Origin of the sequence: Sorangium aterium, assembly GCF_028368935.1 — a bacterium.
Taxonomy (GTDB): domain Bacteria; phylum Myxococcota_A; class Polyangia; order Polyangiales; family Polyangiaceae; genus Sorangium; species Sorangium atrum.
In genome coordinates this window covers 132,723-156,301 of the sequence record NZ_JAQNDK010000005.1, presented here as the reverse complement: position 1 = coordinate 156,301, position 23,579 = coordinate 132,723, and the positions used below count along the sequence as shown (strand labels likewise).

At 70.4% G+C, this 23,579-nt stretch carries 17 protein-coding genes and 1 tRNA gene; 9 read left to right on the top strand and 9 right to left on the bottom strand.

What is annotated here, in order from left to right:
* Positions 1 to 87 precede the first annotated feature (87 nt).
* Positions 88 to 555 carry a hypothetical protein gene (locus POL72_RS38840; protein WP_272101904.1) on the top strand — a complete coding sequence of 156 codons (468 nt, stop codon included), beginning with the start codon at positions 88 to 90 and terminating at the stop codon, positions 553 to 555.
* A 65-nt stretch (positions 556 to 620) separates the two neighbouring features.
* Here the strand turns inward: POL72_RS38840 and POL72_RS38835 are convergent, their stop codons facing one another.
* Both POL72_RS38835 and POL72_RS38830 read right to left on the bottom strand, forming a co-directional pair.
* Positions 621 to 1,124, bottom strand: a complete 504-nt coding sequence (locus POL72_RS38835) for a cyclic nucleotide-binding domain-containing protein (RefSeq protein ID WP_272101903.1) — start codon at positions 1,122 to 1,124, stop codon at positions 621 to 623.
* A 184-nt stretch (positions 1,125 to 1,308) separates the two neighbouring features.
* Complete coding sequence (locus POL72_RS38830) at positions 1,309 to 1,743, bottom strand: GNAT family N-acetyltransferase (protein WP_012240797.1); 435 nt, start codon at positions 1,741 to 1,743, stop codon at positions 1,309 to 1,311.
* A gap of 176 nt (positions 1,744 to 1,919) precedes the next feature.
* On the opposite strand from POL72_RS38830, the gene rpe reads away from it, so the two are divergent.
* The 3 genes from rpe to POL72_RS38815 all read left to right on the top strand — a co-directional run bounded on the left by rpe (position 1,920) and on the right by POL72_RS38815 (position 4,454).
* A complete protein-coding gene (gene rpe, locus POL72_RS38825; protein WP_272101902.1) occupies positions 1,920 to 2,633 on the top strand; it encodes a ribulose-phosphate 3-epimerase in 714 nt (237 codons plus the stop codon).
* Positions 2,630 to 4,207 carry a hypothetical protein gene (locus POL72_RS38820; protein ID WP_272101901.1) on the top strand — a complete coding sequence of 526 codons (1,578 nt, stop codon included), beginning with the start codon at positions 2,630 to 2,632 and terminating at the stop codon, positions 4,205 to 4,207. Before rpe ends, POL72_RS38820 begins: the two co-directional genes overlap by 4 nt.
* A gap of 160 nt (positions 4,208 to 4,367) precedes the next feature.
* Positions 4,368 to 4,454, top strand: a tRNA-Ser gene (locus POL72_RS38815).
* Between the two features lie 361 nt (positions 4,455 to 4,815).
* Here POL72_RS38815 and POL72_RS38810 read toward each other — a convergent pair.
* Positions 4,816 to 5,376 (bottom strand): hypothetical protein, encoded by a 561-nt coding sequence (locus POL72_RS38810; protein ID WP_272101900.1) that lies wholly within the window; start codon positions 5,374 to 5,376, stop codon positions 4,816 to 4,818.
* Between the two features lie 135 nt (positions 5,377 to 5,511).
* Between POL72_RS38810 and POL72_RS38805 the strand changes: the two genes are divergently transcribed.
* The 5 genes from POL72_RS38805 (at position 5,512) to POL72_RS38785 (ending at position 14,776) form a co-directional block, all read left to right on the top strand.
* On the top strand, positions 5,512 to 9,768 hold the full coding sequence (locus POL72_RS38805) for a DEAD/DEAH box helicase family protein (protein ID WP_272101899.1): 4,257 nt from the start codon (positions 5,512 to 5,514) through the stop codon (positions 9,766 to 9,768).
* A 433-nt stretch (positions 9,769 to 10,201) separates the two neighbouring features.
* Positions 10,202 to 11,416: a GH25 family lysozyme gene (locus tag POL72_RS38800; protein WP_272101898.1), complete on the top strand. Its 1,215-nt coding sequence runs from the start codon at positions 10,202 to 10,204 to the stop codon at positions 11,414 to 11,416.
* The gene (locus POL72_RS38795) at positions 11,302 to 12,705 is read left to right on the top strand and encodes a peptidoglycan-binding domain-containing protein (protein ID WP_272101897.1); all 1,404 of its coding nucleotides are present in this window, start codon (positions 11,302 to 11,304) and stop codon (positions 12,703 to 12,705) included. Before POL72_RS38800 ends, POL72_RS38795 begins: the two co-directional genes overlap by 115 nt.
* 101 nt (positions 12,706 to 12,806) lie before the next feature.
* Positions 12,807 to 13,706 (top strand): M20/M25/M40 family metallo-hydrolase, encoded by a 900-nt coding sequence (locus tag POL72_RS38790; protein WP_272101896.1) that lies wholly within the window; start codon positions 12,807 to 12,809, stop codon positions 13,704 to 13,706.
* A 149-nt stretch (positions 13,707 to 13,855) separates the two neighbouring features.
* A complete protein-coding gene (locus POL72_RS38785) occupies positions 13,856 to 14,776 on the top strand; it encodes an SMP-30/gluconolactonase/LRE family protein (protein WP_272101895.1) in 921 nt (306 codons plus the stop codon).
* On the opposite strand, the gene POL72_RS38780 is transcribed toward POL72_RS38785, so the two are convergent.
* The 6 genes from POL72_RS38780 to POL72_RS38755 all read right to left on the bottom strand — a co-directional run bounded on the left by POL72_RS38780 (position 14,777) and on the right by POL72_RS38755 (position 23,578).
* Positions 14,777 to 15,745 (bottom strand): ABC transporter permease, encoded by a 969-nt coding sequence (locus POL72_RS38780; RefSeq protein ID WP_272101894.1) that lies wholly within the window; start codon positions 15,743 to 15,745, stop codon positions 14,777 to 14,779.
* A 5-nt stretch (positions 15,746 to 15,750) separates the two neighbouring features.
* A complete protein-coding gene (locus POL72_RS38775; protein ID WP_272101893.1) occupies positions 15,751 to 16,806 on the bottom strand; it encodes an ABC transporter permease in 1,056 nt (351 codons plus the stop codon).
* Positions 16,803 to 18,359: a sugar ABC transporter ATP-binding protein gene (locus tag POL72_RS38770; protein WP_272101892.1), complete on the bottom strand. Its 1,557-nt coding sequence runs from the start codon at positions 18,357 to 18,359 to the stop codon at positions 16,803 to 16,805. Before POL72_RS38770 ends, POL72_RS38775 begins: the two co-directional genes overlap by 4 nt.
* Positions 18,360 to 18,438: 79 nt before the next feature.
* Complete coding sequence (locus POL72_RS38765; protein ID WP_272101891.1) at positions 18,439 to 19,656, bottom strand: sugar ABC transporter substrate-binding protein; 1,218 nt, start codon at positions 19,654 to 19,656, stop codon at positions 18,439 to 18,441.
* A 470-nt stretch (positions 19,657 to 20,126) separates the two neighbouring features.
* Positions 20,127 to 22,076, bottom strand: a complete 1,950-nt coding sequence (locus POL72_RS38760; RefSeq protein ID WP_272101890.1) for a YjhG/YagF family D-xylonate dehydratase — start codon at positions 22,074 to 22,076, stop codon at positions 20,127 to 20,129.
* Positions 22,073 to 23,578: an aldehyde dehydrogenase (NADP(+)) gene (locus POL72_RS38755; RefSeq protein WP_272101889.1), complete on the bottom strand. Its 1,506-nt coding sequence runs from the start codon at positions 23,576 to 23,578 to the stop codon at positions 22,073 to 22,075. Before POL72_RS38755 ends, POL72_RS38760 begins: the two co-directional genes overlap by 4 nt.
* Between the last annotated feature and the right edge of the window lies 1 nt (position 23,579).

Sequence of the window (23,579 nt, the reverse complement as noted above, 5' to 3'; positions counted from 1 at the left end):
TCGCGCTCGACGCAGCAGCGTTCCCGCGGACGAGAGCGCCGCGCAAGCGGGCGGGGAGATGCGCAGGGTGCTATGAGGAGGGAGCTTATGCGCCAGCTTGTCGTCCTTGTGTTCGGGGTCGTCCTCGCGGGCTGTGTCTTCAATCCACAACCTGAGCCTCCCGCCGAGGGGGGCATCGGGTGCGATTGCGACGACCTCGGCGCGACCGGCGCAGGAGGGGGCGTCGCCGCCGGTGATCCAGGACAAGAGCAAGGCACGGGCGGCGGTGGCTTGCTGCCAGACGCGGGCGGTCCGACCGGGGCCGGTAGCAGCACCGGGTCCGGTGCTAGCACCGGCTCAACCAGCACAGGGGGCGAACCGACCAGCCCAGCCGGCAGCGGTGGTGCGGGCGGCGCGGGTGGCAAAACCAACGACGGTGGTGCGGGCGACGCAGGCGGCGAAGCCGGCGCCGGTGGCGAAGCCGGCAGCGGTGGTGCAGGCGGCGCGGGGGGCGACGCCGGGGGCGCGGGTGGCGAAGCCGGCGGCGGTGGAGCGATCGGTCCAGACGGCGGATGAGGCGACGGATGGGCCCGGCGCCCGCCGGCAGAGCGCTCGACGTCGGCTGACGCGGCGGCGCCGGCTCAGATCGCCGGTCGCCGTGGCCGCGCGTACTCGTCGAGCATGTTCGCTACCAGCTCGGCGAGCAGGCTGTCCGCCACGCGAAGGCGGCGCGACATCTCGCGCGCGATGTTCAGCACCAGCAGCGTGTACGATTTGAGATCGCGCCGGTAGAGCGTGTCGAGATCGTGCGCGGTGACACGCAGCAAGCGCGACGGTGCGATCGCCCGGACGGTCGCCGAGCGGGGCATCACGTCGAGGATCGACATCTCGCCGAACCAGTCGTTCGGCCCGAGGATCGCGACGCGCGCCTCGACGTCGCGCTTCGACCGCTTGAGCACTTCCATCTCGCCCGAGAGCAGCACGAACATCTCGCGGCCGCTGTCGCCCTCGCGAAAGGCGACGGCGCCCGGCTCCAGATCGAGCAGCTCCAGCGTGTCGGCGAGGCCCTGGAGGACGTGGTCGCCCAGGCCTCCGAACAGCCCGATCTCGCGCAGCTGCGTGATCAGCGCAGGGGGATGGCTCACCTGGATGCACCGAGGGCGCCCGCGGCGACCGTCCTGTCGGCTGACCCGACAACGCCTACCACCACGTCGCGAACATGCCCGCCTTCTCGCATCGCTCCACCTCGCGGTTCCGAGGAGATGTACCCCGTCGAGAGCGTACGCCGCAACACGAGCGTGCTCCGCGCGATCTGCACCAGAGGCCGCACTAGAGGTCCTTGGTGAACACGATCCGCGGACGCCCAGGCCCGGCGTAGTCCTCGACCTCGGCCGCCGACCAGCCGACCGCGGCGTGGAAGCGCACGGAGCCCTCGTTGCCCAGCGTCGTGATCGCCTTGAGCTGCCGGCAGCCCTCGCGGCGGCAGTCCTCCTCGAACGCCGCGTAGAGCATCCTGCCGACGCCGCGGCGGCGATAGTCCGGGTGAATGCCGACGAGGTGCACGTACCCGACCGCCGCGTCCGGGCACCTGAACCCGAGCAGGAAGCCGACGAGCAGCCCGCGATCCTCGACCACGCGCGCGAGCCTGCCGAGCTCGTAGAAGAAGATCGGGTGCGCGAGCGCGCTGGTCGGGCCTGCCCACCACCGATCGATCTCGCCCACGATCCGGTCGTAGTCGGGCTTCGTCAGCGGCCGTGTCTCCATGCATCACCTCACTCGAACGGTTCGGATCCCCTGCCCTCGATCTGCCGCGTCCGCGCACACGACACGAACGCGTCGCGAAGACCCTGCGCAGCCTAGCAGCCGCGCCGGCCTCCCCGTAAGCGCGCTCGTGGGATGCTCGGCTAGCCGCCGCGCGTCACGCCTGCTAGCGCTACCCTGTGCGTCACGAGAAAATCATCGTCGCTCCGTCGATCCTGTCGGCTGACTTCGGTCGTCTCGCCGAGGAAGTACGGGCCGCTGAGGCCGCCGGCGCCGACTGGATCCACGTCGACGTGATGGATGGCCGGTTTGTGCCAAACATCACGATCGGGCCGCTCGTGGTTCGCGCGGTCCGCGCCGCGACGCGTCTTCCCCTCGATGTCCACCTGATGATCGTCGAGCCCGAGCGCTACGTCGCGGAATTCGCGGCCGCCGGCGCCAATCGCATCTCGGTCCACGTCGAGGCGTCGCCTCACCTGCACCGGACGCTCCAGCAGATCAGGGACGCAGGCGCGAGCCCGGGCGTCGTGCTGAACCCCCACACGCCGGAGGAGTCGATCCGGCACGTGATGGCGGATATCGGTCTGGTGCTGGTGATGAGCGTCAACCCCGGGTTCGGCGGCCAGCGGTTCATCCCGGAGGCGCTCACGAAGCTGCGGAGCCTGCGCCGGACGATCGACCAGGCAGGCCTGGACATCGCGCTCGAGGTCGACGGCGGCGTCGCCCCGTCGACCGCCGGGCAGGTCATCGCCGCCGGGGCACGGGCGCTCGTCGCGGGCTCGGCGGTGTTCGGCGCGGTGGCGCGGGACGAGGATCTGCCGTTCGACGCGCGCGTGGCGCGTTATGCCGAGGCGATCCGCACGCTCCGCGCGCCCGGCGGGGAGCCGTCGTGACCCGGCGCGTCGAGGACACTGCCGCGGCGGGCAAGGAGGGCTGTGAGATGGGCGCGGCGCGCGCGGCATGCGCAACGTCGAAGCGCGGCCGCGGCCGCGGGCGCGGCGCGGCGCTCGTGGCGGTGGCGGGGCTTGCGGCGGCGGGGCCGGTCGGGGGGGGTGGGCTGGTCGGGGTGGTCGGGGCGGCTGTGCTTGGCGGGTGCGCGCCGGCCGCCGCGCCTGCGGCGCCGCCGCGAGCGCAGGCCTCGGCTGCGGCGCTTCCTGCGGCATCAGCCGCGCCTGGGCCGGTTGGGGGAGCAAGTCCGGTCGACGAGGGCGAGCTCGACGAGGACGCGGCTCGCCTGAGCGACGGCGAGATCGCGCGCGTGCTCGCGCGCGTGGCGAAGGCGCGCGGCCTGCCAGTGCGCCGCGATGTGCGGAGCCGCGTGCTCGCCCGCGGGCAGATCCTGGAGCGGGTCCGCGCGCACGTGGAGCGAGAGATCCCCGAGGGCGTGCTCGATCACCAGCGCGAGGTGCTCGCGGCGCTCGAGCTCATCCCGGCCGATTACGACTTCACCGCCGGGATGTACCGCCTGCTCGAGGGCCGCATCGCCGGCTTCTACGAGCCGGAGGACGCGACGATGTACCTCGTCGACGATCTCAGCGAGGCCGAGGCCGAGGAGACGCTGGCGCACGAGCTCGTCCACGCGCTCCAGGACCAGAGCTTCTCGCTGGGGAAGCTCCTCGATTTCAAGCTCGGCGACAGCGATCGTCTGGCGGCCACACACGCGCTCGTCGAGGGCGAGGCGATGAGCGCGATGTTCGATGTGCTGGTCGGCTCGGCGTTCCAGGTCGACGAGTCGATGCTCCGGAAGCTCGTGGCGATGTCGACGGCGCTGTCGTCCGTGGGCGACACGCCGCTCGTGCTGCAGGAGTCGCTGGGCGCCCCGTACACGGACGGCTTCGCGTTCGTGCAGGCGCTGCGCCGGGACGGCGGCTGGGCTTCGGTGGATGCGGTCTGGCGCGCGCTGCCGGAGACCACCGAGCAGCTGCTCCACCCCGAGAAGCTCGCCGCGCGGGAGCCCGCCGTCGCGGTGGCGGTGCCGACGGCCGCGGCGCTCGGCCCGGGGTTCCGCGTCGTCTTCGACGATGTGATGGGCGAGCAGGCGCTGCGCATCGCGTTCGCGGCGTATGCCCACCGCGACGCGGCGATCGGCGCGGCGGCGGGGTGGGGAGGGGATCGGTTCGCGGTGGTGCGGCGGGATGATCCGGAGGACCCGTCGCGGAAAGAGTTCGCGCTCGCGTGGCGGCTGCGGTTCGACAGCGCGGGCGATGCGGCAGAGGCGGGGAAGGTGATCGAGCGGCGCTTCGGGAAGGCGTGCAGACGGCGGCCGGCGCTCGGGCCGATCGCGTGGACGGCGCGAGGGAGCGACGTGGCGATCGTGGCAGGGCCGTACGCGCGGCGCGGGGGAGGCGGGGGAGGGGAGGTCAGCGCGGCGGGGACGTGCGCGGGCGCGGGGAAGTGGCTGGCGGAGGTGATGAAGGGCGGGGTGGGGGGGCAGGGCGCCGGGACGGTGGCGGGGAGGATGAAGTAGGGGCGAAGGGCGATGGGGACATGCCGGTGGGCGCGGAAGCGGCAGGGTTGGGGCTGGAGAGCCCAGGCGCTGCCCGGAGCAGGGTAGGGGAGGCGGGTCTCAGGGCGGCGTTGACAGGGGGCGGTAGAAGAGGCAGAAAAACGAGTCGTTCTGGATGTTTGGAGGAGTGGCCGAGCGGTCGAAGGCAGCGGTTTTGAAAACCGCCGTTGGGGCAACTCAACCAGGGGTTCGAATCCCTTCTCCTCCGCCGAATTCTTGAAGTAGCACTGACACTTGGCGAAGTTTCCCCGCGCGTCGGGAGCGGACGGCTGAGGCCACAGAGGCCCGGAGATTCGGCAACCTCTCGGCGCAGCGGCACCGTGTCTGACCCCGGCTCAGGGACGATTACAGCGCTCGAGATGCTCGCGCTGGATCCTTGTTGTTCGCCGATCATGCCTTGGGAAGGAACTCCTCGGGGAGCTTCCAGACCAACACGAGCTCCGCCTCTTCAGTCGCCAGGGTCATGTGAAATCTACTCGCAGGGGAGGCCGGCACGGGGGGCGAGGATGGCGCCCTCGGCTCGGAGCCGCAGGGAATCGGTGCCGATGAGCACGGCCGCGCCATGTGCCTCACAGGCGACGACGGTCAGCCTCAAAGAGCAATACGCCTGCCCGCGCAAGTAGGTCGCGGAGTACGACGAGTCCTACCAGCTTCCAGAAATATCGCTGCTGAAGTGGCGTTTCGCTCTCGGCGGTCGCGAAGCGGCGCATCTTGGCCAGGAACTCCGTGCGGGCAGGGGTCTTGAACGAGCTCACTGCCGCCGACTCGGTGTCTCGTTGCTGCTCGCCTGGCCTCGCGAAGCCGCAGGGCGCATCCACTGCCGCCCCGTACACACCAGTTTTGTCGCACAGGCGGGCCGACCATTGCCGCACCAGCGCTGAGCGCTCGAGAATGTTACCCACGCCCAGCTCGACCACTGGAGTGAGCCAGGTGCTGCGAGCGAGATCCAGGAAGCCAGCCGCGTTGTTCGCCGGCCATCTTGCATCCCCAGGTGCCTCACGAACCTGGCCGCGCTCGAACGTTACCGTGACGGTTCCTGCGCCGTCGGATGCGATGAGGCACAGGCTCCCGACCTTGCTCCGTGATGAGCCGACGTCGATCCCCAGCCATGCTCCCTTTCGGAAAGTCACGTCTTGCTCATGCTGTGCTTCCGCCGCGAAGTCACGCCGCTGCCGGGGTAGCCATGAACGAGCTCCTCGGGAAGTTGCACGTGATGGCGACCAGAAGACACCTCGCGCCCGCTCCGAAGTACCATCCCCCGGCCAGTGACTTCCCCGTTCCTCGAGGCCCCCGAATCCGCCTGGGTGGCGAGCAACGCGCTCGCCTTCGCGCTGCGCGACCGCTTCCCGGTCAGCCTCGGCCATACGCTCGTCGTCCCGCGCCGCCTCGTCCCGACCTGGTTCGACGCCACCGCCGAGGAGCGCGCCGCGATCTTCGAGCTGGTCGACACGGTCAAGCGGGACCTCGACGCCGAGCTCCACCCGGACGGCTACAACGTCGGGATCAACGCCGGCGAGGCCGCAGGGCAGACCGTGATGCACCTGCACGTCCACGTGATCCCGCGCTTCCGCGGCGACGTGGACGACCCGCGCGGCGGCGTGCGCCACGTCATCCCGGGCCGGGGGAACTACCTCGCCGGGCGAGCCCCGCCGCTCGCGACAGGCGGCGCCGAGGACCCGTTCTTGCGCCACCTCGCGCCGGTCTTCGCGCGCGCGACCGACATCGCCATCGTCTCGGCCTTCGTCCAGGAGCGCGGCCTCGATGTGCTGGAAAGCCACGTGTTCGCGGCCCTCGCGCGCGGCGCTCGCGTCCGGCTCGTCACCGGCGATTACCTCCACATCACCCAGGCCACGGCGCTCGCCGAGCTGCTCGACTGGGCCGGCGGCAACGCCGCCCTTTCGGGCGCCGAAAGTACCCGGGGCAGCTTCGAGGCGCGCGTGGTCGAGGTCGACGCGCTCCCCGGCAAGATCCGCTCGTTCCACCCCAAGTCGTGGCGCTTCGAGGGCCCGGGCTTCGGCGCCGTATTCGTCGGATCGAGCAACATCTCCCTCGCCGCGCTCGGTCACGGCATCGAGTGGAACCTCCGTGTCGACCGACACCGCGATCCGGACGCGTACGAGGCCGCCGCCGTCGCCTTCGAGCGCTGGTGGTCCCGCGCCCGGCCGCTCACGGCCGACTGGGTCGAGAGCTACGCCCAACGCGCGCGGCAGGCCACTGTGGGCCTGCCGCCCGGCGAGGAGGACGCCGAGCCCATCGTGCCCGCGCCTCCGCCGCACGCCGTCCAGCGCGAGGCGCTCGCTGCGTTGCACCGGAGCCGCGCCGAGGAGGGGCGGCGCCGCGCGCTCGTGGTGCTCGCCACCGGCCTGGGCAAGACGTACCTCGCCGCGCTCGACGTCGACGCCTGGGCCGAGCACCACGGCCGCCGTCCGCGCGTCCTCGTGCTCGCCCACCGCGAGGAGCTCCTCGTCCAGGCCGCCCGGACCTTCCGTCGCCTCCTGCGGGGCTGCACCGCGCGCTTCGGCTGGTTCGCCGGGAGCGCCGGTGAGCTGGCCGGCGATGTGGTCTTCGCCTCGGTGCAGAAGCTGTCCCGTCCCGAGCACCTCGCGCGCCTCGTCCCGGGGAGCTTCGACTACGCCATCGTGGACGAGGTCCATCACGGCACCGCGCCGAGCTACCGCGCCATCCTGGACCGGCTCGAGCCGGCCTTCTTGCTCGGCCTGACCGCCACGCCCGAGCGCGCCGACGGCGCGGATGTCGTCGGGCTGTTCGACGATCACGTCGCCTACCGGGCGGACATCGGCGCTGGCATCGAGCGGAAGCTGCTCGTCCCCTTTGCGTATTTCGGCCTGAGGGACGAGACTGATTACCGCGCTGTCACCTTCCAGAACCGGAGGTTCGATCCAGGAGAGCTGGAGAAGGCCATCGACACGGATCGACGCCTCGAGCAGATGTGGCGCGCGTGGCAGGAGCGCCCGGGGGAGCGCACGCTCGTGTTCTGCTGCTCGATCCGGCACGCGCACCATGCCTGCGACTTCCTTGCCGCACGAGGTGTTCGCGTCGCCGCGGTCCATTCCGGTCCGGAGTCGGCGCCGCGCGAGGAGGCGCTGGCGGATCTCATCACTGGCAAGCTCGACGCGCTCTGCGCCGTCGATCTCTTCAACGAGGGCATCGATCTGCCGAACGTCGATCGCGTGGTGATGCTCCGTCCCACGGAGTCTCCTATCGTCTTCTTGCAGCAGCTCGGCCGCGGCCTGCGCGTCGCGGACGGGAAGGCGCGCCTCACCGTGCTCGACTTCGTGGGCAATCACCGCGTGTTCCTCGACCGAGTGCGGACGCTGTTCTCGCTCGGATCCGAGCCGTCCGATCTGCGCGATTTCCTTGGCGGCATCGGCGCCGCGCGCCTGCCGTCGGGCTGCACGGTGGACCTCGAACTCGAGGCCAAAGAACTCTTGCTCAGCCTGCTTCCTGCCCGCGGGAAGAGCGAGGTGGAGCGCGCGTACCGCGATCTCCGCGACGCGCGCGGCGAGCGCCCGACGGCCGGCGAGCTGTTCCGGATGGGCTACCGGCCTGCCACGCTGCGGCCAGCCCACCAGGGCTGGTTCGATTTCGTGGCTTCCGAAGGTGATCTGAGCCCGCCTGAGCTCAGGGTCCTTCGCGCCGCCGGCGCGTGGCTCCGGGAGCTCGAGATCACCGCGATGAGCAAGTGTTACAAGATGGTCACGCTCGAAGCGCTTCTCGAGACGGGCGCCCTCTTCGACGGGATCTCGATCGTCGAGCTCGCGCGCAGGAGCCAATCCATTCTCATCCGCTCTCCGGAGCTCTCCCGGGATCTCGACGGCGTGGCCGAGCTGGGCGGCGGCCGGAAGTTCGATGAGCCGCGCTTCGTCAGCTACTGGAAGGAGAACCCCATCGCCGTGTGGACGGGCGCGCGAGGCCGCCGCTGGTTCGCGCTCGACGGGGGCCGCTTCGTCTCGAAGCTCTCCTGTCCTCCAGGCCACGAGGAGGCCTTTGTCGCGATGACGCGGGAGCTCGTCGACTACCGGCTCGCCATGTACCGCGCGCGCCGCCGCGAGGACGGCTCCGGCGCGTCGTTCTCGGCCAAGGTGCTGTGGAACAAGCGCGACCCCATCCTCAAGCTGCCCTCGCGCGCAGCCCGCCCTGACCGCCCTTCAGGGGACGTCGACGTCCGCCTTCCGGACGGCGAGGTGTGGCGCTTCCGCTTCATGAAGGAGTTCTGCAACGTCGCGCACCGCGTGGGCTCGCAGCGCAACGAACTCCCGGATCTGATGCGCCGCTGGTTCGGCCTCGCCGCCGGCCGCCCCGGAACGGCGTTCCACGTGCGCTTCGTCCGCTCGCCCGATGGGCTATGGGTCGAGCCGGAGAGCCCCGAAGGGATCTCCACGGCGCCGCGCGGCGCGCTCATCGCTTTCCCCGATCTACGCGCGGCGGCGGGCGTCGCGGGCGCGCCGACGGAGCTCTCTCCCGATGCCGAGACGGTGTGGCTCCCGATCGTGGCCGCGCGTGGCGATGGGCTCTTTGCGGTGCGCGCTTCGGGCGACTCGATGGACGGCGGGCAGCGTCCGATCCGCGACGGGGACTGGCTGATCATGAGGTTTGCGCGCGGCGCCTCGTACGGTGCGCTGGACGGTAGGGTGGCGCTGCTTCAGGTACCCGATCGCGATCTGGGGTTTGCCTACCAGATCAAGCGGATCGTGCGCGATCGGTCGCAATGGTGGCTCCGCTCGGACAATCCGGATGGGCCATCGTACGAGGCCACAGTCGAGACAGTGCCTATCGCGCTCCTGGTCGAGGTGGTCCGCCCCGAGGACATCGGCCCGAGCGCCGGCGAGCGCTTCGAGGACGACGAGGCCGCAGCCCGCGCGTTCGGGCTGGAGGAGCCGCCGCGGAGCGGCCGTGTCGGCGGTCACCTCTTCTTCTGTCTGGAGACGCCCGGAGCGCTGGTCACGCCCGATCGCATTCGATCGCCGGTGCCAGCCCAGGAGCGCCGCCCTGGGGAGACGGCCTTCGTGCTCGCGCGGCCGCCCGGCGAGCCCGGCTGGCGATACCTTGGCGTGGCCCGTTACCTCGATGAGGAGGGGCTCTGGGCCTGTCCGGGGATCGACCATGCCGTGTACCGCGCGCTGGGATCAGGCCGCGCGGTGTCCCGATCGCTCCCGGCGGGGACCCGCGAGCGCGCGCGGGCACTCGTGGAGGAGCTGCTCCGGCGGCCCGGCGCGGGCGCCTTCGTGGAGCGGGACGGCGGGCGGTGCAGGATCGTCGGCCGGGCCGACGGAGGTGGGCTGCGCATCGACGGTGGCCCGGGCGGCTTCGCGGAGCGGACGGTGTCGCTGACCGATCTCGCGTGGGTGATCGTCGCGCGCGACGACGTCAGGAAAAACGGCGGACTGCTGGACGAACAGCGGGTCAATCGGCTGCGCTATCTCGAGGGGACGCCGCGGGCATCGACGCGGTGGATCGACACGGGATGGGCGCTTGTGCTTGCGACGGCCGGCGAAGGGTGATGGCGGCGTGGAGGGCGGGCTCGCAGCGGCTCGTCGCATTCCCTGGCAGCTCGTCGCAACCCGTGCCGATCGCCATGCCCGGTCCGCAATGCCGGACCTTTCTGCAGCGGCTATTGCAGGACTCCTTCCTTTGAGGCGTGCTATCGCGTTGCCCGCCTTCGCCGCGCCAGTAGCTCCTGCATAATAACGACGTGCGGCCAGCCGGTTCGGCCATCGTGCCGCCCCCGCCATCAGCACAGCCGCCATGACCGCACGGACGTACGCTCCGCAAAGGCGACCTTGCTCGACGGACGCGCCGCCCCGCGATAGCAATTGAACTACCCCGGGGGATCACGTCACCCGGGCGGCGCGACATGAGCGTAAGGGCGCGCACGCAGGGCACGGCTCTTGGACACGGGGCCGCGCTCCGCGTGTGCGGGGGAGGTGGGAGCCTATGTTGAGCGGTGCTGATGTTTCGGTCCACCAGGGGAATATCCAGTGGGACGCGTTCGCCTCACGGCTCGATTTCGTCTTCATCCGGGCGACGTACGGGACGGAGGGGGTCGACAGGAGGTTCGCAACCAACCGGGCCGAGGCCGCGCGCTGCGGGCTCCTCCGGGGGTACTATCACTACGCATCGCCGCGCCTCGACCCCGTCGAACAGGCGCAGAAGCTCTGCAGCGTTGTCGGCGACCTCGAGCCCGGGGAGCTCGACATCGTGCTCGATCTCGAGGAGACGCAGCACGCGGGCAACAACGGCCATGTCTGGACGTCGCAGGACACCCTGGCTCTTCAGGGGTGGACCCGCCGCTTCGTCCAGGAGGTGAAGTCGCGCTACCCGGGCCGCTTGGTCATCCTCTATACCCGCCACAACTTCTGGCACGATTGCCTCGGCGGCAGCTCCGAGTTCGTCGACTGCCCCCTCTGGATCGCGAACTATACCTACGGACTCGACTCGTTGCGGGCGAGGCCCCCGGCCAACCCGAAGGACTGGGCGGACTGGGCGCACAAGAAGCCGCTCAGCGCATGGGACCCCTGGTCCGCGTGGTCGTTCTGGCAGATCACCGCCAGGGCCGTGATGCCGGGCATCCGGACCAACACGGTGGACGCCAACCTGTTCAATGGAACGGTGAGCGAGCTGCGGCGCCTCGCCCGGCTCGAGGCCGGGTCCGTGACGTCCGAGCCGCTGCCCACGGCCGACGCGCTCTGCCAGAAGCTGCTCTCGCAGGCGGATGACAGATACGTCTTCGGGCACGAGGTGCGGCTGACCGATCCCAATCCCTCCGCATTCGACTGCTCCGAGCTCATCGAGTGGGGCTGCGCCCAGCTCGCCGTCGAGCCCACGATGCCCGACGGCTCCTGGATGCAGGCGCGCCACGTGAAGGCGGCGCGGCTGCTCATGCCGGTGGACACGGCGATCGCGACCCGCGGCGCCCTGCTGTTCCGCTTCTCGACGGACCCGTTCACGGGCGGGCGCCCCGAGCACGCCCACGTGGCCATGAGCTGGGCGACGGGCGCACCATCGAGGCGCGCGACACCGCGCATGGCGTCGGGGTGTTCCCGGCCCTTGACCGCGGCTGGACGCACGCGGGCCGGATACCGGGCCTCGACTACGGGGCCGCGCCGCCCGGCGGCGGGCTCGCGCGCGGCGCAAAGGGGCCCGAGGTGAAGGCCTGGCAACAGCACCTGTTGCTGTGGCGCGCCGGGATCCTGCCGCGGTTCGGCGCGGACGGCGACTTCGGCGAGGAGACCGAGGCGGCCACGCGGATCTTCCAGCAGGAGATGGGGTTGCCCGTGACTGGCGCGGTCGGGCCCGAGACGCGCGACGCCATGCAGCGCGCGCTGCCGCGCCCGCCCTGCGCCCTCGAGCTGCCGCGCGCGCTGGGCCGAGCGCTCCTGGGCGTCGTCGGCCAGCGGGCGGCCGCGGGAGGCGCGGTGCGCGCGGCGGGGCCGCAGGCAGAGCTCCAGGGAGCGGCGGGCGGGTCGACGGCGATGGCGACTCCGGGCTACGACGCGGCCGGCACCCGCAGCTACACGTTCGCGCAGAGCGGCTTCCGGTTCACGGTGACGGCCACCCCCGAGCCGGTCGCGGCGGCCCGGGCGAACGACGCCGGGGGCGCCGTGGCGTTCTTCGCGTCGAGCCAGGCGCAGCCCGCGTCCGCGCAGCTGGCATCCGTGTTCGACGGGACGGGCCTCGACTGGCTGCCGCCGCGCGATCCGGGCGCGCTGACCGGCACGACGTTCTACGAGCAGGTCCGGGGCCTGTCGCTCGCGGCGCGAGAGGAGCTCTTTCTCCAGGAGGTGCTGCGGGGGAACGTGCCCGGCTTCCTGCGCCGCTTCCATCGCGTCACCGTGGCGGCGCCCGACGGGAAGCGGGGCGTCGCGTACGTGTGCGCCGACTACCTGGCGATCGGCTCGGACACCGATTTCCTGCGCATGCCGCTCACCGGCGTCACCGCCCAGCGCGTCGCGGATGCGTGCGGCTGCGTGCTGCCGACGAAGAAGCTCGTGAAGGACATCTATGCCGCCTCGCGGAAGCAGACGGCCATCCCGTTCGATCCCCAGGACGGCACGCAGGTGGAGCGCTTTCGTGACCACCAGCTGGCCATCGAGCAGCACCGGGTCGGCGAGCTCGGCGAGCTGCTCGCGGGACACAAGAAGGACATCGTGGTGACGAACCGGTTGCACCACTACGCGCGCCGGCTGGCGATCTACGGCTTCTACAAGGCGGACGGCAAGCCGTGGCAGCCGCTGGACACGTCGCTCCGGCGGCGGCTGCCGCACGAGGACACCTACGTCGACTACAGCCACGGGGTGCGGCTGATCGGCGGCTTGATGGCCCTCGGGTCGGAGCAGCGCTGCGTGGCCGACGTCCTGCTCGACCCGGCCCTGTGCGGCCTCGTGAGCGACGAGGGGATCATCAGCGTTCCCAGGTACGAAGTGCACCCGCTCGGGTGACCCGTGCGCTCGTGTTGCCGCGGCCGAACCCGGGGGGTGAGGGGCGAGGGGAGAAGTGAAACTCAGCTACACTCATCCGGTAGCAGGAGGAGACCCCCGCGATGGAGCTGAGACGCACGAAGGCCATGGGCGGTCACGGCAGCCTGATCGACGCGCTCGCGTCGGTCAGCGAGGCGGAGCTGCTCGACGCGGTCGTCGCGCTCGCGAGGCCGCGGCACATGTTCCGCCAGCGCGCGGAGAACCGCCGCGCGGCGCAGCACGTCGCGGCGGCGCTGGAGGAGCGGGGCTACGCCGTCGAGATCGAGGGCGAGCTCGGGAACGTGGTCGCGACGCCTCGGGCCCCGGTCGATCGCCCGATGATCCTCGTCGGGGCGCACTACGACAGCGTGCCCGACACGCCCGGCGCCGACGACAACGCGAGCGGGATCGCAGCGATGCTCGCCTGCGCGAGGGCGTTCTCGCGCTTCGATCCGGCCCCGCCGGTGGGCTTCGTGGCCTGGAACGGCGAGGAGGACGGGCTGCTCGGCAGTGTCGAGTTCGTGGCGCGGCATCGATCGCAGGGCGGAGGGCCGATCGCCGCCGTGCACGTGCTGGAGATGGTCGGCTACGCGAGCCACGAGCCGGGATCCCAGCGAATGCCGGTCCCGGTCCCCGGCGCGCCGGACGTCGGCGACTTCATCGGGCTGCTCACGAACCAGCGCTCGAACCACCTCGTGGAGCTCGCCGTGAAGCAGGCAGAGGCGATGGTGCCCGAGCTGCCGGTCGTGGGCCTCAAGGTCTACCTCGGCCTCGAGGAATGGCTCCCCGTGCTCCACCGGAGCGATCACTCGCCGTTCTGGAAGGCGAAGATCCCCGCCATGCTCTGGACCGACACGGCGGAGTTCCGCAACCCGAACTACCACCGCCCGACGGACACCCCCGAGACGCTCGACTACGGCTTCATGCGCCGCGTGACGCAGCTCGTCCTCGCGACGGTGATGCGGCAGGTCCGTACCGGCTGACCCCCCGGCTGTGCAACCATGTTGCTCTCGGCGCGAGGAGATACGCGCCGAGCGCGGGCGCCAGGCTGCGCCGGGTAGCGACGAGCGGACACCTCGCGTCCGCTTCGACGTACCATCCGGCGGCCGATGGATTGTAAAAGGAGATCCCGATGGTCATCGAGCTGACCCCGAGCTTCGAAGTGATCGACGCGCGCTTCCGCAAGCTCGCGCTCCCGCACGTGCACGTCGAGAAGCTGTACACGGGCTGCCGCTGGGCGGAGGGGCCGGCGTGGTTCCCAGCGGGGCGCTATCTCGTCTGGTCGGACATCCCGAACGACCGGATGATGCGCTGGGACGAGACCGACGGCTCGGTCTCGGTGTTCCGCCAGCCCGCGATGAACACCAACGGCCACACGGTCGACCTGCAGGGCCGCCTCGTGTCCTGCGAGCACCGCGGCCGCTGCGTCTCGCGCACCGAGCACGACGGCTCGCGCACGGTGCTCGCGTCGCACTTCGAGGGCAAGCGGCTGAACTCGCCGAACGACGTGATCGTGAAGTCCGACGGCAGCATCTGGTTCAGCGACCCGAGCTACGGCATCGACAGCGACTACGAAGGCGACGCGTCGCCGAGCGAGCAGGGCGCGCAGCGCGTCTATCGCCTCGACCCCGTCTCCTTCGCGCTCACGGTCGTCGCGGACGACTTCGTGCAGCCCAACGGCCTCGCCTTCTCGCCGGACGAGTCGCTGCTGTACATCGCCGACACAGGCGCGACGCACGTGAAGGGCGGCCCGCACCACGTGCGCAAGTTCCGCGTCGACGCGAAGGGCACGCTGACCGGCGGCGAGGTGTTCGCGACCTGCCCGGTCGGCCTGTACGACGGCTTCCGCGTCGACGTGCACGGCAACCTGTGGCTGTCGGCCGGCGACGGCGTGCACTGCCACGCGAGCGACGGCGCGCTCCTCGGAAAGGTGCTGATCCCCGAGACGGTGTCCAACGTCTGCTTCGGCGGCGCCAAGCGCAACCGCCTGTTCATCTGCGGCACGACCTCGCTGTATTCGGTCTACCTGAACACCCGCGGCGCCGGGCGCTAGTCATCGTCCCTCTTGATGTTGCCGGCCGTAGACGAGCAGCATGGCGATGATCACGGCGCCGTAGATGATCTGGCGGCCGGCCTCGGGCATCTGCAGCACGCTGAGCATGCTCTGGAGCAGCACGATCAGGATGGTGCCGAGGACGGTACCGAGGTACGTCCCGCGCCCGCCCATGATGTTGGTTCCGCCGATCACCACCGCGGCGATGGCCGGCATGAGGTAGTCGTTGCCCATGGCCTGATAGGCCTTGTGCGAAAAACCCGCCAGCAGCATACCCGTCATGGCGGAGCACACGCCGCACATCACGAAGGCGCCGATCAGCACGAAGTGCGTTCTGACGCCCGAGAGGTAGACGGCCTGCTCCTGGTTGCCCACGGCATAGATGTAGCGACCGAGCGCGGTCTTCTTCAGCACGAAGGTGCCGACGCCGCCGACAAGGATCCAGACGAACAGCGAGTTCGGGATGGAGAGCGTCTTGCCCACGGCCAGGACCTCCATCCACGCCGGCGCCTCGCTGCGCGGAGCGAAGCCGCCGGTGTAGAGCACCATCAGCCCCTGAAGCACGGTGTTCGTGCCCAGAGTGAAGATCATCGAGGGCACGCGCAGGTAGGCGACGCCGAGCCCGTTCACCAGACCCGCGGCGGCGCCGACGGCCAGGCCGCAGGGCAACGCGGCCCAGCCGCCGAGCCCCGCGGCCAGCATGGCGCTCGAGGTGAGCACCCACGGCAGCGAGAGATCGATGTGACCGAGCAGGATCACGATCATCATGCCCGTGGCGGCCACGCCCAGGAATGCCGCGATCTGCAGCTGTTGCAGGATGTAGTACGGGCTCAGGAAGCTCAGCGTGCCCTGGGTGATCAGCGTGCCGATCGAGCCGCCCACGAGGACGACGCCGATCGACAGCAGCGTGTACCAGGTCGGCTTGTCGATCTCGCCGAGTCGGCTCTTGAGGGAGAGGGGCTGTTGCATCGAGCTCACCTGAAGACCTGCAGCCGGTTCTTCACGCGGATGACCCAGAGCGCGCCGAGGCACACGGCCGCGAGCAGGATGAGGCCCTCGAACAGCGGCTGGTAGAGCGGGTTGGCGAGGAGGCCGAGCGCCGAGCCCTCGTCGAAGACGCGGAAGTTGAAGGCGACGGAGCGGAGCACCAGCGCGCCGAAGAGCGAGCCGATGGCGCCGCCGATCCCCCCGTACAGCGAGGTGCCCCCGATCACGACGCTGGCGATGGAGTTCAGCGTGTAGGAGCCGGCCTGTGGGATGTCGGCGTTGCCCGACGTCGTCTGCAGCGCGAGGTAGAGGCCGCCGACGCTGGCGAAGAACCCAGACAGCGTGTACGCGGCCAGCTTGACGCGCTTGATGCGGACGCCCGACATGTACGCCGCCTCCTGCGACGCGCCGACGGCGTAAGCGCCGAGGCCGTAGCGGGTGCGGCGGTAATAGGTCCAGAGCAGCGCGAGCAGCGCCATCCAGATCGCGGGCGACGGGATCGTGCCGACGAAGCCCAGCGCACCGTCGAGGGGGGCGGCGCCCGCGGCCTGCAGCAGCTCGTTGAGATCGAAGGTGGCCGCGAACGCCAGATCGCCGTCGACCTGGCCGCCGGGCGTCGGCCTCAGGAACAGCGCGACGCCGAGGAAGATCGTGCCCGAGGCCAGCGTGGCGATGATCGGTTGCAGGCGGCCATAGACGACCAGGCAGCCGTTGAGAAGGCCCGCCGCCATGCCCACGGCCAGACACAGCAGGATGCCCAGGACCATCGTGAGCGCGCTGCCGGCAAGGACGTGTGAGGCCACGCAGTTGACGAGGGTGATCACCGCGCCCACGGACAGATCCAGGCCGCCGGTCAGCACGGGGATCGTCTGGGCCATGGCCGCCGCGACCAGAACGAACGATTCGTTGGCGTTCTGCCCCACCAGCGACGCGCTGAAGCCCTTGGGATGCGACAGCGAGTAGAGTCCGTAGAACAAGATGCACAGACCGACGGCCACGAGGAGGCCCTGGTTCTGGCGCAGGCGGAGCTTCCAGTCCTTCATCGTGCCTCCGATGGTGCGCGTTCGTCGTCGCGCCTCGCGCGCTCAGGCCCGCCGCGCAGACCGAGGGCCAGGTCCAGGATGTTCTTTTCGGTGATGTCGGGCCCCACGAGCTCGCCCTGCACGCGGTTCCGGTAGAGGACCAGCACGCGGTCACAGCAGCCGATCAGCTCGTCGTAGTCCGTTGTGTAGAAGAGGATGGACGTGCCGGCGTCCGCCAGCTCCCGGAGCAGCTGGTAGATCTCCTGCTTCGTGCCGACGTCGATGCCGCGGGTGGGATCGTTGAGCATCAGCAGCCGCGGCTCCGTCATCAGCCACTTGGCCAGCACGACCTTCTGCTGGTTGCCCCCGGACAGCGACGACACAGGGTGGTCGAGCGAGCCGATCTTGATCTGGATGCGGCGCACCATCTCGTCGACGCGCGCGGCCTCGCGCCGGCGGTCGATCACCAGGCCGCTCGTGAGCTTGTCGAGCGACGCCAGCGACAGGTTCGCGGCGATGGCCATCGGCAGCATCAGGCCTTCGGTCTTCCTGTCTTCGGGCACGAGGGCGATGCCGTGCGCGCGGTCCTTGGCCTGGCGCGGGCTCGTCAGCTTGACCGGCTTGCCGTCGATCTTGATCTCGCCGCGAACATCCTTGAGCACACCGAACAAGCTGAGCAACAGCTCGCGCTGGCCCTGGCCGTCGAGCCCGCCGATGCCGAGGATCTCGCCCTTGCCGAGCTTGAACGACACGTCCTCGAGCTGCCGCTCCCAGCTCAGGCCGCTCACCTCGAGCAGCGTCGCCGGGAAGCTGCGGGCCGCCGGCTTCGGCGGGAAGACGTGGCCCATGTCACGGCCGATCATGAGCTCCACGATCTGGTCGTCGCTGCGCTGGCCCTTGGCGAAGGTCTCGATGTGTCGGCCGTTGCGGAAGACCGACATCACGTCCGCGAGCTCCTTGATCTCGTGCATGCGGTGCGAGATGTAGAGCATGCCGACGCCCTGAGCCTTGAGCTCGGCCAGGAGGTCGTAGACCTTCTTGACGTCGCTGTTGGTCAGGGCGGAGGTGGCCTCGTCCAGGATCAGCAGCCGCGGGTCCTTGCCGAGCGCCTTCGCGATCTCGACCATCTGGCGGCGCGACAGCGGCAGGTCGCTCACCCAGGCGTTCGGGTTCACGCCCTCGCAGCCGACGCGCGCCAGGAGCTCCTCGGCCCTGCGGACCTGCGCCTTGCGATCGAAGAGCCCCAGGCGGTTCGTCGGCATGGAGATGCCGATGTTCTCGGCCACCGTCAGCGTCGGCATCAGGGACAGCTCCTGAAAGACGCAGACGATGCCGGCGGCGTTCGCCTCGATCGGGTGGTCGAACCGGACCGGCTTGCCGTGGAGCAAGAGCTCCCCGGCGCTCGGCTTGACCACGCCGCCGATGATCTTGATGAGGGTGCTCTTGCCCGCGCCGTTCTCGCCGAGGATCGCGTGCACCTTCCCCGCGTCGCAGGCGAAGTCGACGCCGCTCAGGGCGGTGACTCCGCCGTAGTGCTTGGAGACGGCCCGGAGCTCGAGAAGCGGAGGGCTCACCGGTTCGGTCATGATGCTGGGGGGCCCGCGGGGCGCTACTTCATGTCTACTTGACGTTTACTCGACGTCTACTTCACGTCTACTTCACGTCGGATTCCGACTCGTTCATGATCTTCACGCCCGAGATGTTGACCCCGCAGGGCGGGAACTCGTTGGGCGTGAAGAAGTTGTCGGAGAGCTGCGAGAAGAAGCTCTCGCCGTCCTTCAGCGTGGTGTGATCGGCGGCGGGGATCGGCACGGAGATCATCTGCGGCATCACCTTGCCCTGCAGGCCCTCGAGCGCCGCCTTCATCGCGATGGCCGCGAGCCCCGGCGACTGGCCGAGCGACAGGCCCTTCATGCCCTGTTCGTGGTGCTTCGCGATCAGCTTGCGCACGCCGTTCTCGGCCTCCGTGGCGACCGGGATCGGCTTGTGTCCCGCGTCGAGCAGGGCGCGGACGGCGCCCGTCGAGCCGCCCTGCGCGAAGAGCGCGTCGAACTGGCGGTGCACGGCCAGCGCGTCGGCCACCGCCTTCTGCGCCTTGCCGTCGTCCCAGCTGCCCACCACCTCCACGATGGTGTAGCTCTTCCCCGGCGCTTCCATGACCTGGCGGAAGCCGACGTGGCGGTCGCGATCGACGGAGTTGCCCTGCAGGCCGCGGACCTCGAGCACCTTGCCCTTGCCGCCGAGCTGCTTGTCGAGGAACTCGCCCCACTGGCGCCCCATCGCCAGCTGGTCCTCGTTGACCTGCATCACCTTGTCCGTGTCGAGCACGTTGTCGAACGGAACCAGGATGACGTCCTTCTTGTCGGCGAGCCGGATCACGCGATCGAAGCCGTCGGGGCTGACGGCGAGCGTGACGATACCGTCGAAGCCCTGGTTGATGAAGTCCTCGATCGCGCCGAGCTGGGCCGCGACGTCGGTGCCGGTCGACACCACCTTGAACTCCTTGATCAGCGGCGCGATGGCCGGGTCCTTGGCGAAGGCCTTGGCCGTCTTGACCATCTGGATGCGCCAGGCGTTACCGACGTAGCCGTTGACGAGCGCGAGGCGGAACGGCGGCTTTCGCGCCGTCCACTGCAGATACTTGGTGTCCTGCTTCCACGGCGCGAAGCACTCGGGGTTATAGCCGGGCCCTGGAACGATCTTGGGCCCGTGCCCGCTCGGCGCCTGCGCCTGCGCCTGCTCGGCCGCGGCGCCGGCGGAGCCTGCTGCGGCCGCGGCGCTGGCGGAGCCTCCTGCGGCCGGTGCGCTGTCGGGCTTGTCCTTGCAGGCAGAGAGACCCCAGAGCCCGAGCGCACAGCTCAACACCGCCATTGCGCGCCGCGCCGATCCACGTGACTTCAACTGGCCAATCGACATCGTGCCGCTACCTTTCGAGCAAAGAGACGTGGTCGGATGGAGATCTCTACGGCCCATCACACGTCGTCACGTTCTCGCCCTCACGAACCACGAGGGCAATGTCTGTGTGCCGCCGCATGCTCACGGCAAAAGCACTGGGGTACAAACGATCCGCGTTTGGCGAGCGACGGTGTCGCGCGTCATTCCCGGGGCACCACGCGGATTTCGCGAGCGCCCCCACAATTCAATGACGCGATCGGCGACGCTCGTGGGGCCTACCACGAGAGATCTTCTGGTTTCGGGGCTTAGGAAATCCAAACGCGATTCGGAAGTCAAGCTTCTCGTTGTGATCGTTCACATCGTACAGCCACGCTGCACGCGCTGGCTGAATGATGAAACTCACGCGATCCGCCTTTCTCCTGGAAAAATGGCGCTAGATCAAAAGCTTATGTGCCAGAGGAGCTGCGCTCAGCGGCGATGGCGCGACCGAGGAGCCCGATGATGCGCTCCGCGTCATAGACGCAACCACCCCAGCTGCCGCCGCTGGCATCCTGAAGCGCAGCCCACAACCGCGTATCCGGGTTCACTCGGCCGTCCGGTTGAAGGGCTGGATTGGGCGCACGGGCGGCAAGGCTGCCTGCATCCACGCCCACGACGTCCACCGTCCCCTCCAGCGTGCGCGTGTCGATCCGCAGCCGGATGCGCTCGCCGTCGCGCACGCGGCCGATGGGTCCACCCGCCCACGCCTCCGGGCTGACGTGGCCGATGCACGCCCCGGTGGAGACGCCGGAGAAACGACCGTCCGTGACCAGGGCGATACGGTGCCCATCCTTCACGTGCTTGAGGGCAGAGGTGATCTGGTACGTCTCCGGCATCCCGATACCGGGGCCGATGCCGATCAGCACCATGACGTCACCCGGTTGCACGGCGCCCGTCTTGATCGCCTCGATCGCCGCGTCCTCGCTGCCGAACACGCGCGCAGGCCCTTCGTGCAGATAAACGCCGTCCGGTCCGATCACCTGGGGGGCAATCGCGGTGCTCTTCACGAGCGCTCCCTCGGGCGCGAGGTTGCCGCGCAAGAAGGTCACCGTGCTGGTGAGGCCGCGCTCGCGTGCCTTCCCGGCGGACATGATCACGTCGTCCGGATCGATGCCGTCCAGCTGCCGCAGCTTGTCGCGCAGGCGCCGGCGCCGCTCGCTGTGCTCCCACCACTCGAGGTTCTCGCCGAGGGGAAGGCCGCTGACGGTGCGCGCGCCGAGCCGCAGCAGGCCGAGCTCGCGCAGGTGGAGCATGACCTCCGGGACGCCTCCCGCGAGGAAGACCTGAACCGTAGCGTGGTGTTTCGGCCCGTTGGGCAACACGTCCACGAGGCGCGGAACGAGGGCGTTGATGCGCGCCCAGTCGTCCACCGTGGGGCGCCGAAGCCCGGCCGCATGGGCGATCGCCGGCACATGGAGCACCAGGTTGGTCGACCCCCCGACGGCGGCGTGCAGCACCATGGCGTTGTGGACCGAGTCGTCGGTGACGATGTCCCGCGTGGTCACCCCACGTAGCTCGAGGGCCATAAGCGCGTGCGCGGAGCGGCGGGCCAGGTCGCGCCAGATCTCGGCGCCCGACGGGCTGAGCGCGCCGTGCGGGAGGGCGAGGCCGAGCGCCTCCGCCACGACCTGGCTCGTCGCGGCCGTGCCCATGAACTGGCAGCCGCCGCCGGGGGAACCGCAGGCGCGGCAGCCCATCTCGGCGGCGTAATCGAGGCTCACCTCGCCGCGCGCGTAACGCGCCGCGAGGGTCTGGACCTTGGCGGTGTCCTCGGCCTCCTCCGCGAGGAGCGTGACGCCTCCCGGCACGATCACCGTGGGGAGGTCGGGGGTGCCGGCGAGCGCCATCAACATGGCCGGCAGGCCCTTGTCGCAGGTGGCAACGCCGAGCACGCCGCGGCGGGTGGGCAGCGAGCGTATCAGCCGTCGAAAGACGATGGCGGCGTCGTTGCGGTAAGCGAGGCTGTCGAGCATGCCGACGGTGCCATTGGTCCGCCCGTCGCACGGATCGCTGACATAGCCGGCGAACGGGATGGCCCCGCCGGCCGTGAACGTGCGGGCTGCCTCCTCCATGAGCAGCCCGACCTCCCAGTGCCCCGTGTGGTACCCGAGCGCGATCGGCGTGCCGTCGGGCGCGCGGATCCCCCCCTGCGTGCTGAGCACGAGGAACTGCTTCCCTCGCAGGCGCGCAGGATCCCACCCCATCCCGGCGTTCTGAGTCCAGCCGAACAGCTCGCCGCTGGACATGGCGCGCAGCTGCTCGGCCCCGAGCGGGAGGCGCCCCGACGGTCCGGGCGCGGTGGTGCGCAGGGTGTAGATCGCCTCGCTGCCGGACTCGAATACCGGGTCGTGGCTCATGCGCGGGGTGCGATGAGGTCGCGGGTGGCGCGGCCGTCGACGAGGCGTGAGATGCCGAGCGGATTCTCGTCGCGCAGCTCCAGCGGGAGCAGCGCTGGCGGACACGACTGGTAGCAAACGGGGCGCGCGAAGCGGAGGATGGCCGCGGTCCCAACCGACGTGAAGCGCACGTCGCTGCTCGCTGGATACGGCCCGCCGTGGTGCATGGCGGGCGACACCTCCACGCCCGTCGGGTAGCCATTGAAGAGGAGGCGGCCCGCGACGCGGCCGAGGACATCGACGAGGTCCTGGGCGGCGGCGAGATCGTCGGCGGTCCCGTGCAGCGTGGCGGTGAGCTGGCCGTCGAGCGCGCCGAGGAGCCGAAGCAACTCTCCGCGGTCCGAAGCGGTGACGAGCAGCGTGTACGGTCCGAAGATCTCGTGCGCGAGGTGCGGCTCCCGCGCGAAGTCGGCGGCGGAGACGCGAGCGACGCGCGCGCCGGCGTCGGTCAGCCACTCCACGCCTCTCAGCTCCCGCACGGAGCGGTCGAACGACTCCTGGATACCGGCGTGCAGCATCACACCAGGCGTGATGGCGCGGGCTCGGTCGGCGACCGATCGCGCAAACGCGTCCCATTCAGGGGAGGCCAGCCCCAGGACGAGGCCGGGCTTGGTGCAGAACTGTCCGACGCCGAGCGTGCACGAGTTGATCAGCCCTTCGGCGATCGCGTCGCGGCGCTCGCGCAGCGCGCCGGGCAGCACGACCAGCGGGTTGATGCTGCTCATCTCGGCGAAGACGGGGATGGGCCGCGGGCGGGCGGCGGCGGCGTCGCAGAGGGCGCGGCCCGCGCGGCTGGATCCGGTGAAGCCCACCGCCTGGATGGCCTCGTGGCGCACCAGCGCGAGCGAGACCTCGGGCGAGGCGCCGTGCACCATGCCGAACACGCCCGCGGGCAGGCCCGCCTTCTGCACGGCGGAGCGCAGGGCCGAGGCCGCGAGCTCGGAGGTACCAGGGTGCGCCGGGTGGGCCTTGACCACGACCGGGTTGCCCGCGGCGAGGGCAGAGGCGGTGTCGCCGCCGGCAACGGAGAACGCGAGGGGGAAATTGCTCGCGCCGAAGACGGCGACCGGACCGATCGGCCGCAGCACGCGCCGCACGTCGGGGCGCGGGAGCGGCTTGCGGTCGGGCAGCGCGGGATCGATCCGGGCATCGACCCAGGAGCCCTCGCGCACGACGGCGGCGAAGAGGCGCAGCTGGCCGGTGGTGCGGGCGCGTTCGCCTTCGAGGCGGGCGACGGGCAGCCCGGTTTCCCGGTGCGCTGTCTGGATCAGGGGGTCGCCGAGCGCCATGATCTCGTCGGCGGCCGTCTCCAGGAACCGGGCGCGCATCTCCGGCGCGAGGCCGGCGAAGGCGGGCGCCGCGGCGGCGGCGGCGCGGGCGGCGGCGTCGATCTCGGCGGCGGTGGCGTCACGGTAGGCGCCGAGCGCTTCCCCGGTGGCGGCGTCGTGGGCAAGGAATTCCATG

Bases quoted from the DNA above. Each gene is read 5' to 3' on its own strand.
- POL72_RS38830 (WP_012240797.1), bottom strand. From the start codon at position 1,743: ATGGAGACACGGCCGCTGACGAAGCCCGACTACGACCGGATCGTGGGC.
- POL72_RS38765 (WP_272101891.1), bottom strand. From the start codon at position 19,656: ATGGCGGTGTTGAGCTGTGCGCTCGGGCTCTGGGGTCTCTCTGCCTGC.
- POL72_RS38840 (WP_272101904.1), top strand. From the start codon at position 88: ATGCGCCAGCTTGTCGTCCTTGTGTTCGGGGTCGTCCTCGCGGGCTGT.
- POL72_RS38785 (WP_272101895.1), top strand. From the start codon at position 13,856: ATGGTCATCGAGCTGACCCCGAGCTTCGAAGTGATCGACGCGCGCTTC.
- POL72_RS38760 (WP_272101890.1), bottom strand. From the start codon at position 22,076: ATGAGCCACGACCCGGTATTCGAGTCCGGCAGCGAGGCGATCTACACC.
- POL72_RS38790 (WP_272101896.1), top strand. From the start codon at position 12,807: ATGGAGCTGAGACGCACGAAGGCCATGGGCGGTCACGGCAGCCTGATC.
- POL72_RS38800 (WP_272101898.1), top strand. From the start codon at position 10,202: ATGTTGAGCGGTGCTGATGTTTCGGTCCACCAGGGGAATATCCAGTGG.
- POL72_RS38775 (WP_272101893.1), bottom strand. From the start codon at position 16,806: ATGAAGGACTGGAAGCTCCGCCTGCGCCAGAACCAGGGCCTCCTCGTG.
- POL72_RS38780 (WP_272101894.1), bottom strand. From the start codon at position 15,745: ATGCAACAGCCCCTCTCCCTCAAGAGCCGACTCGGCGAGATCGACAAG.
- POL72_RS38755 (WP_272101889.1), bottom strand. From the start codon at position 23,578: ATGGAATTCCTTGCCCACGACGCCGCCACCGGGGAAGCGCTCGGCGCC.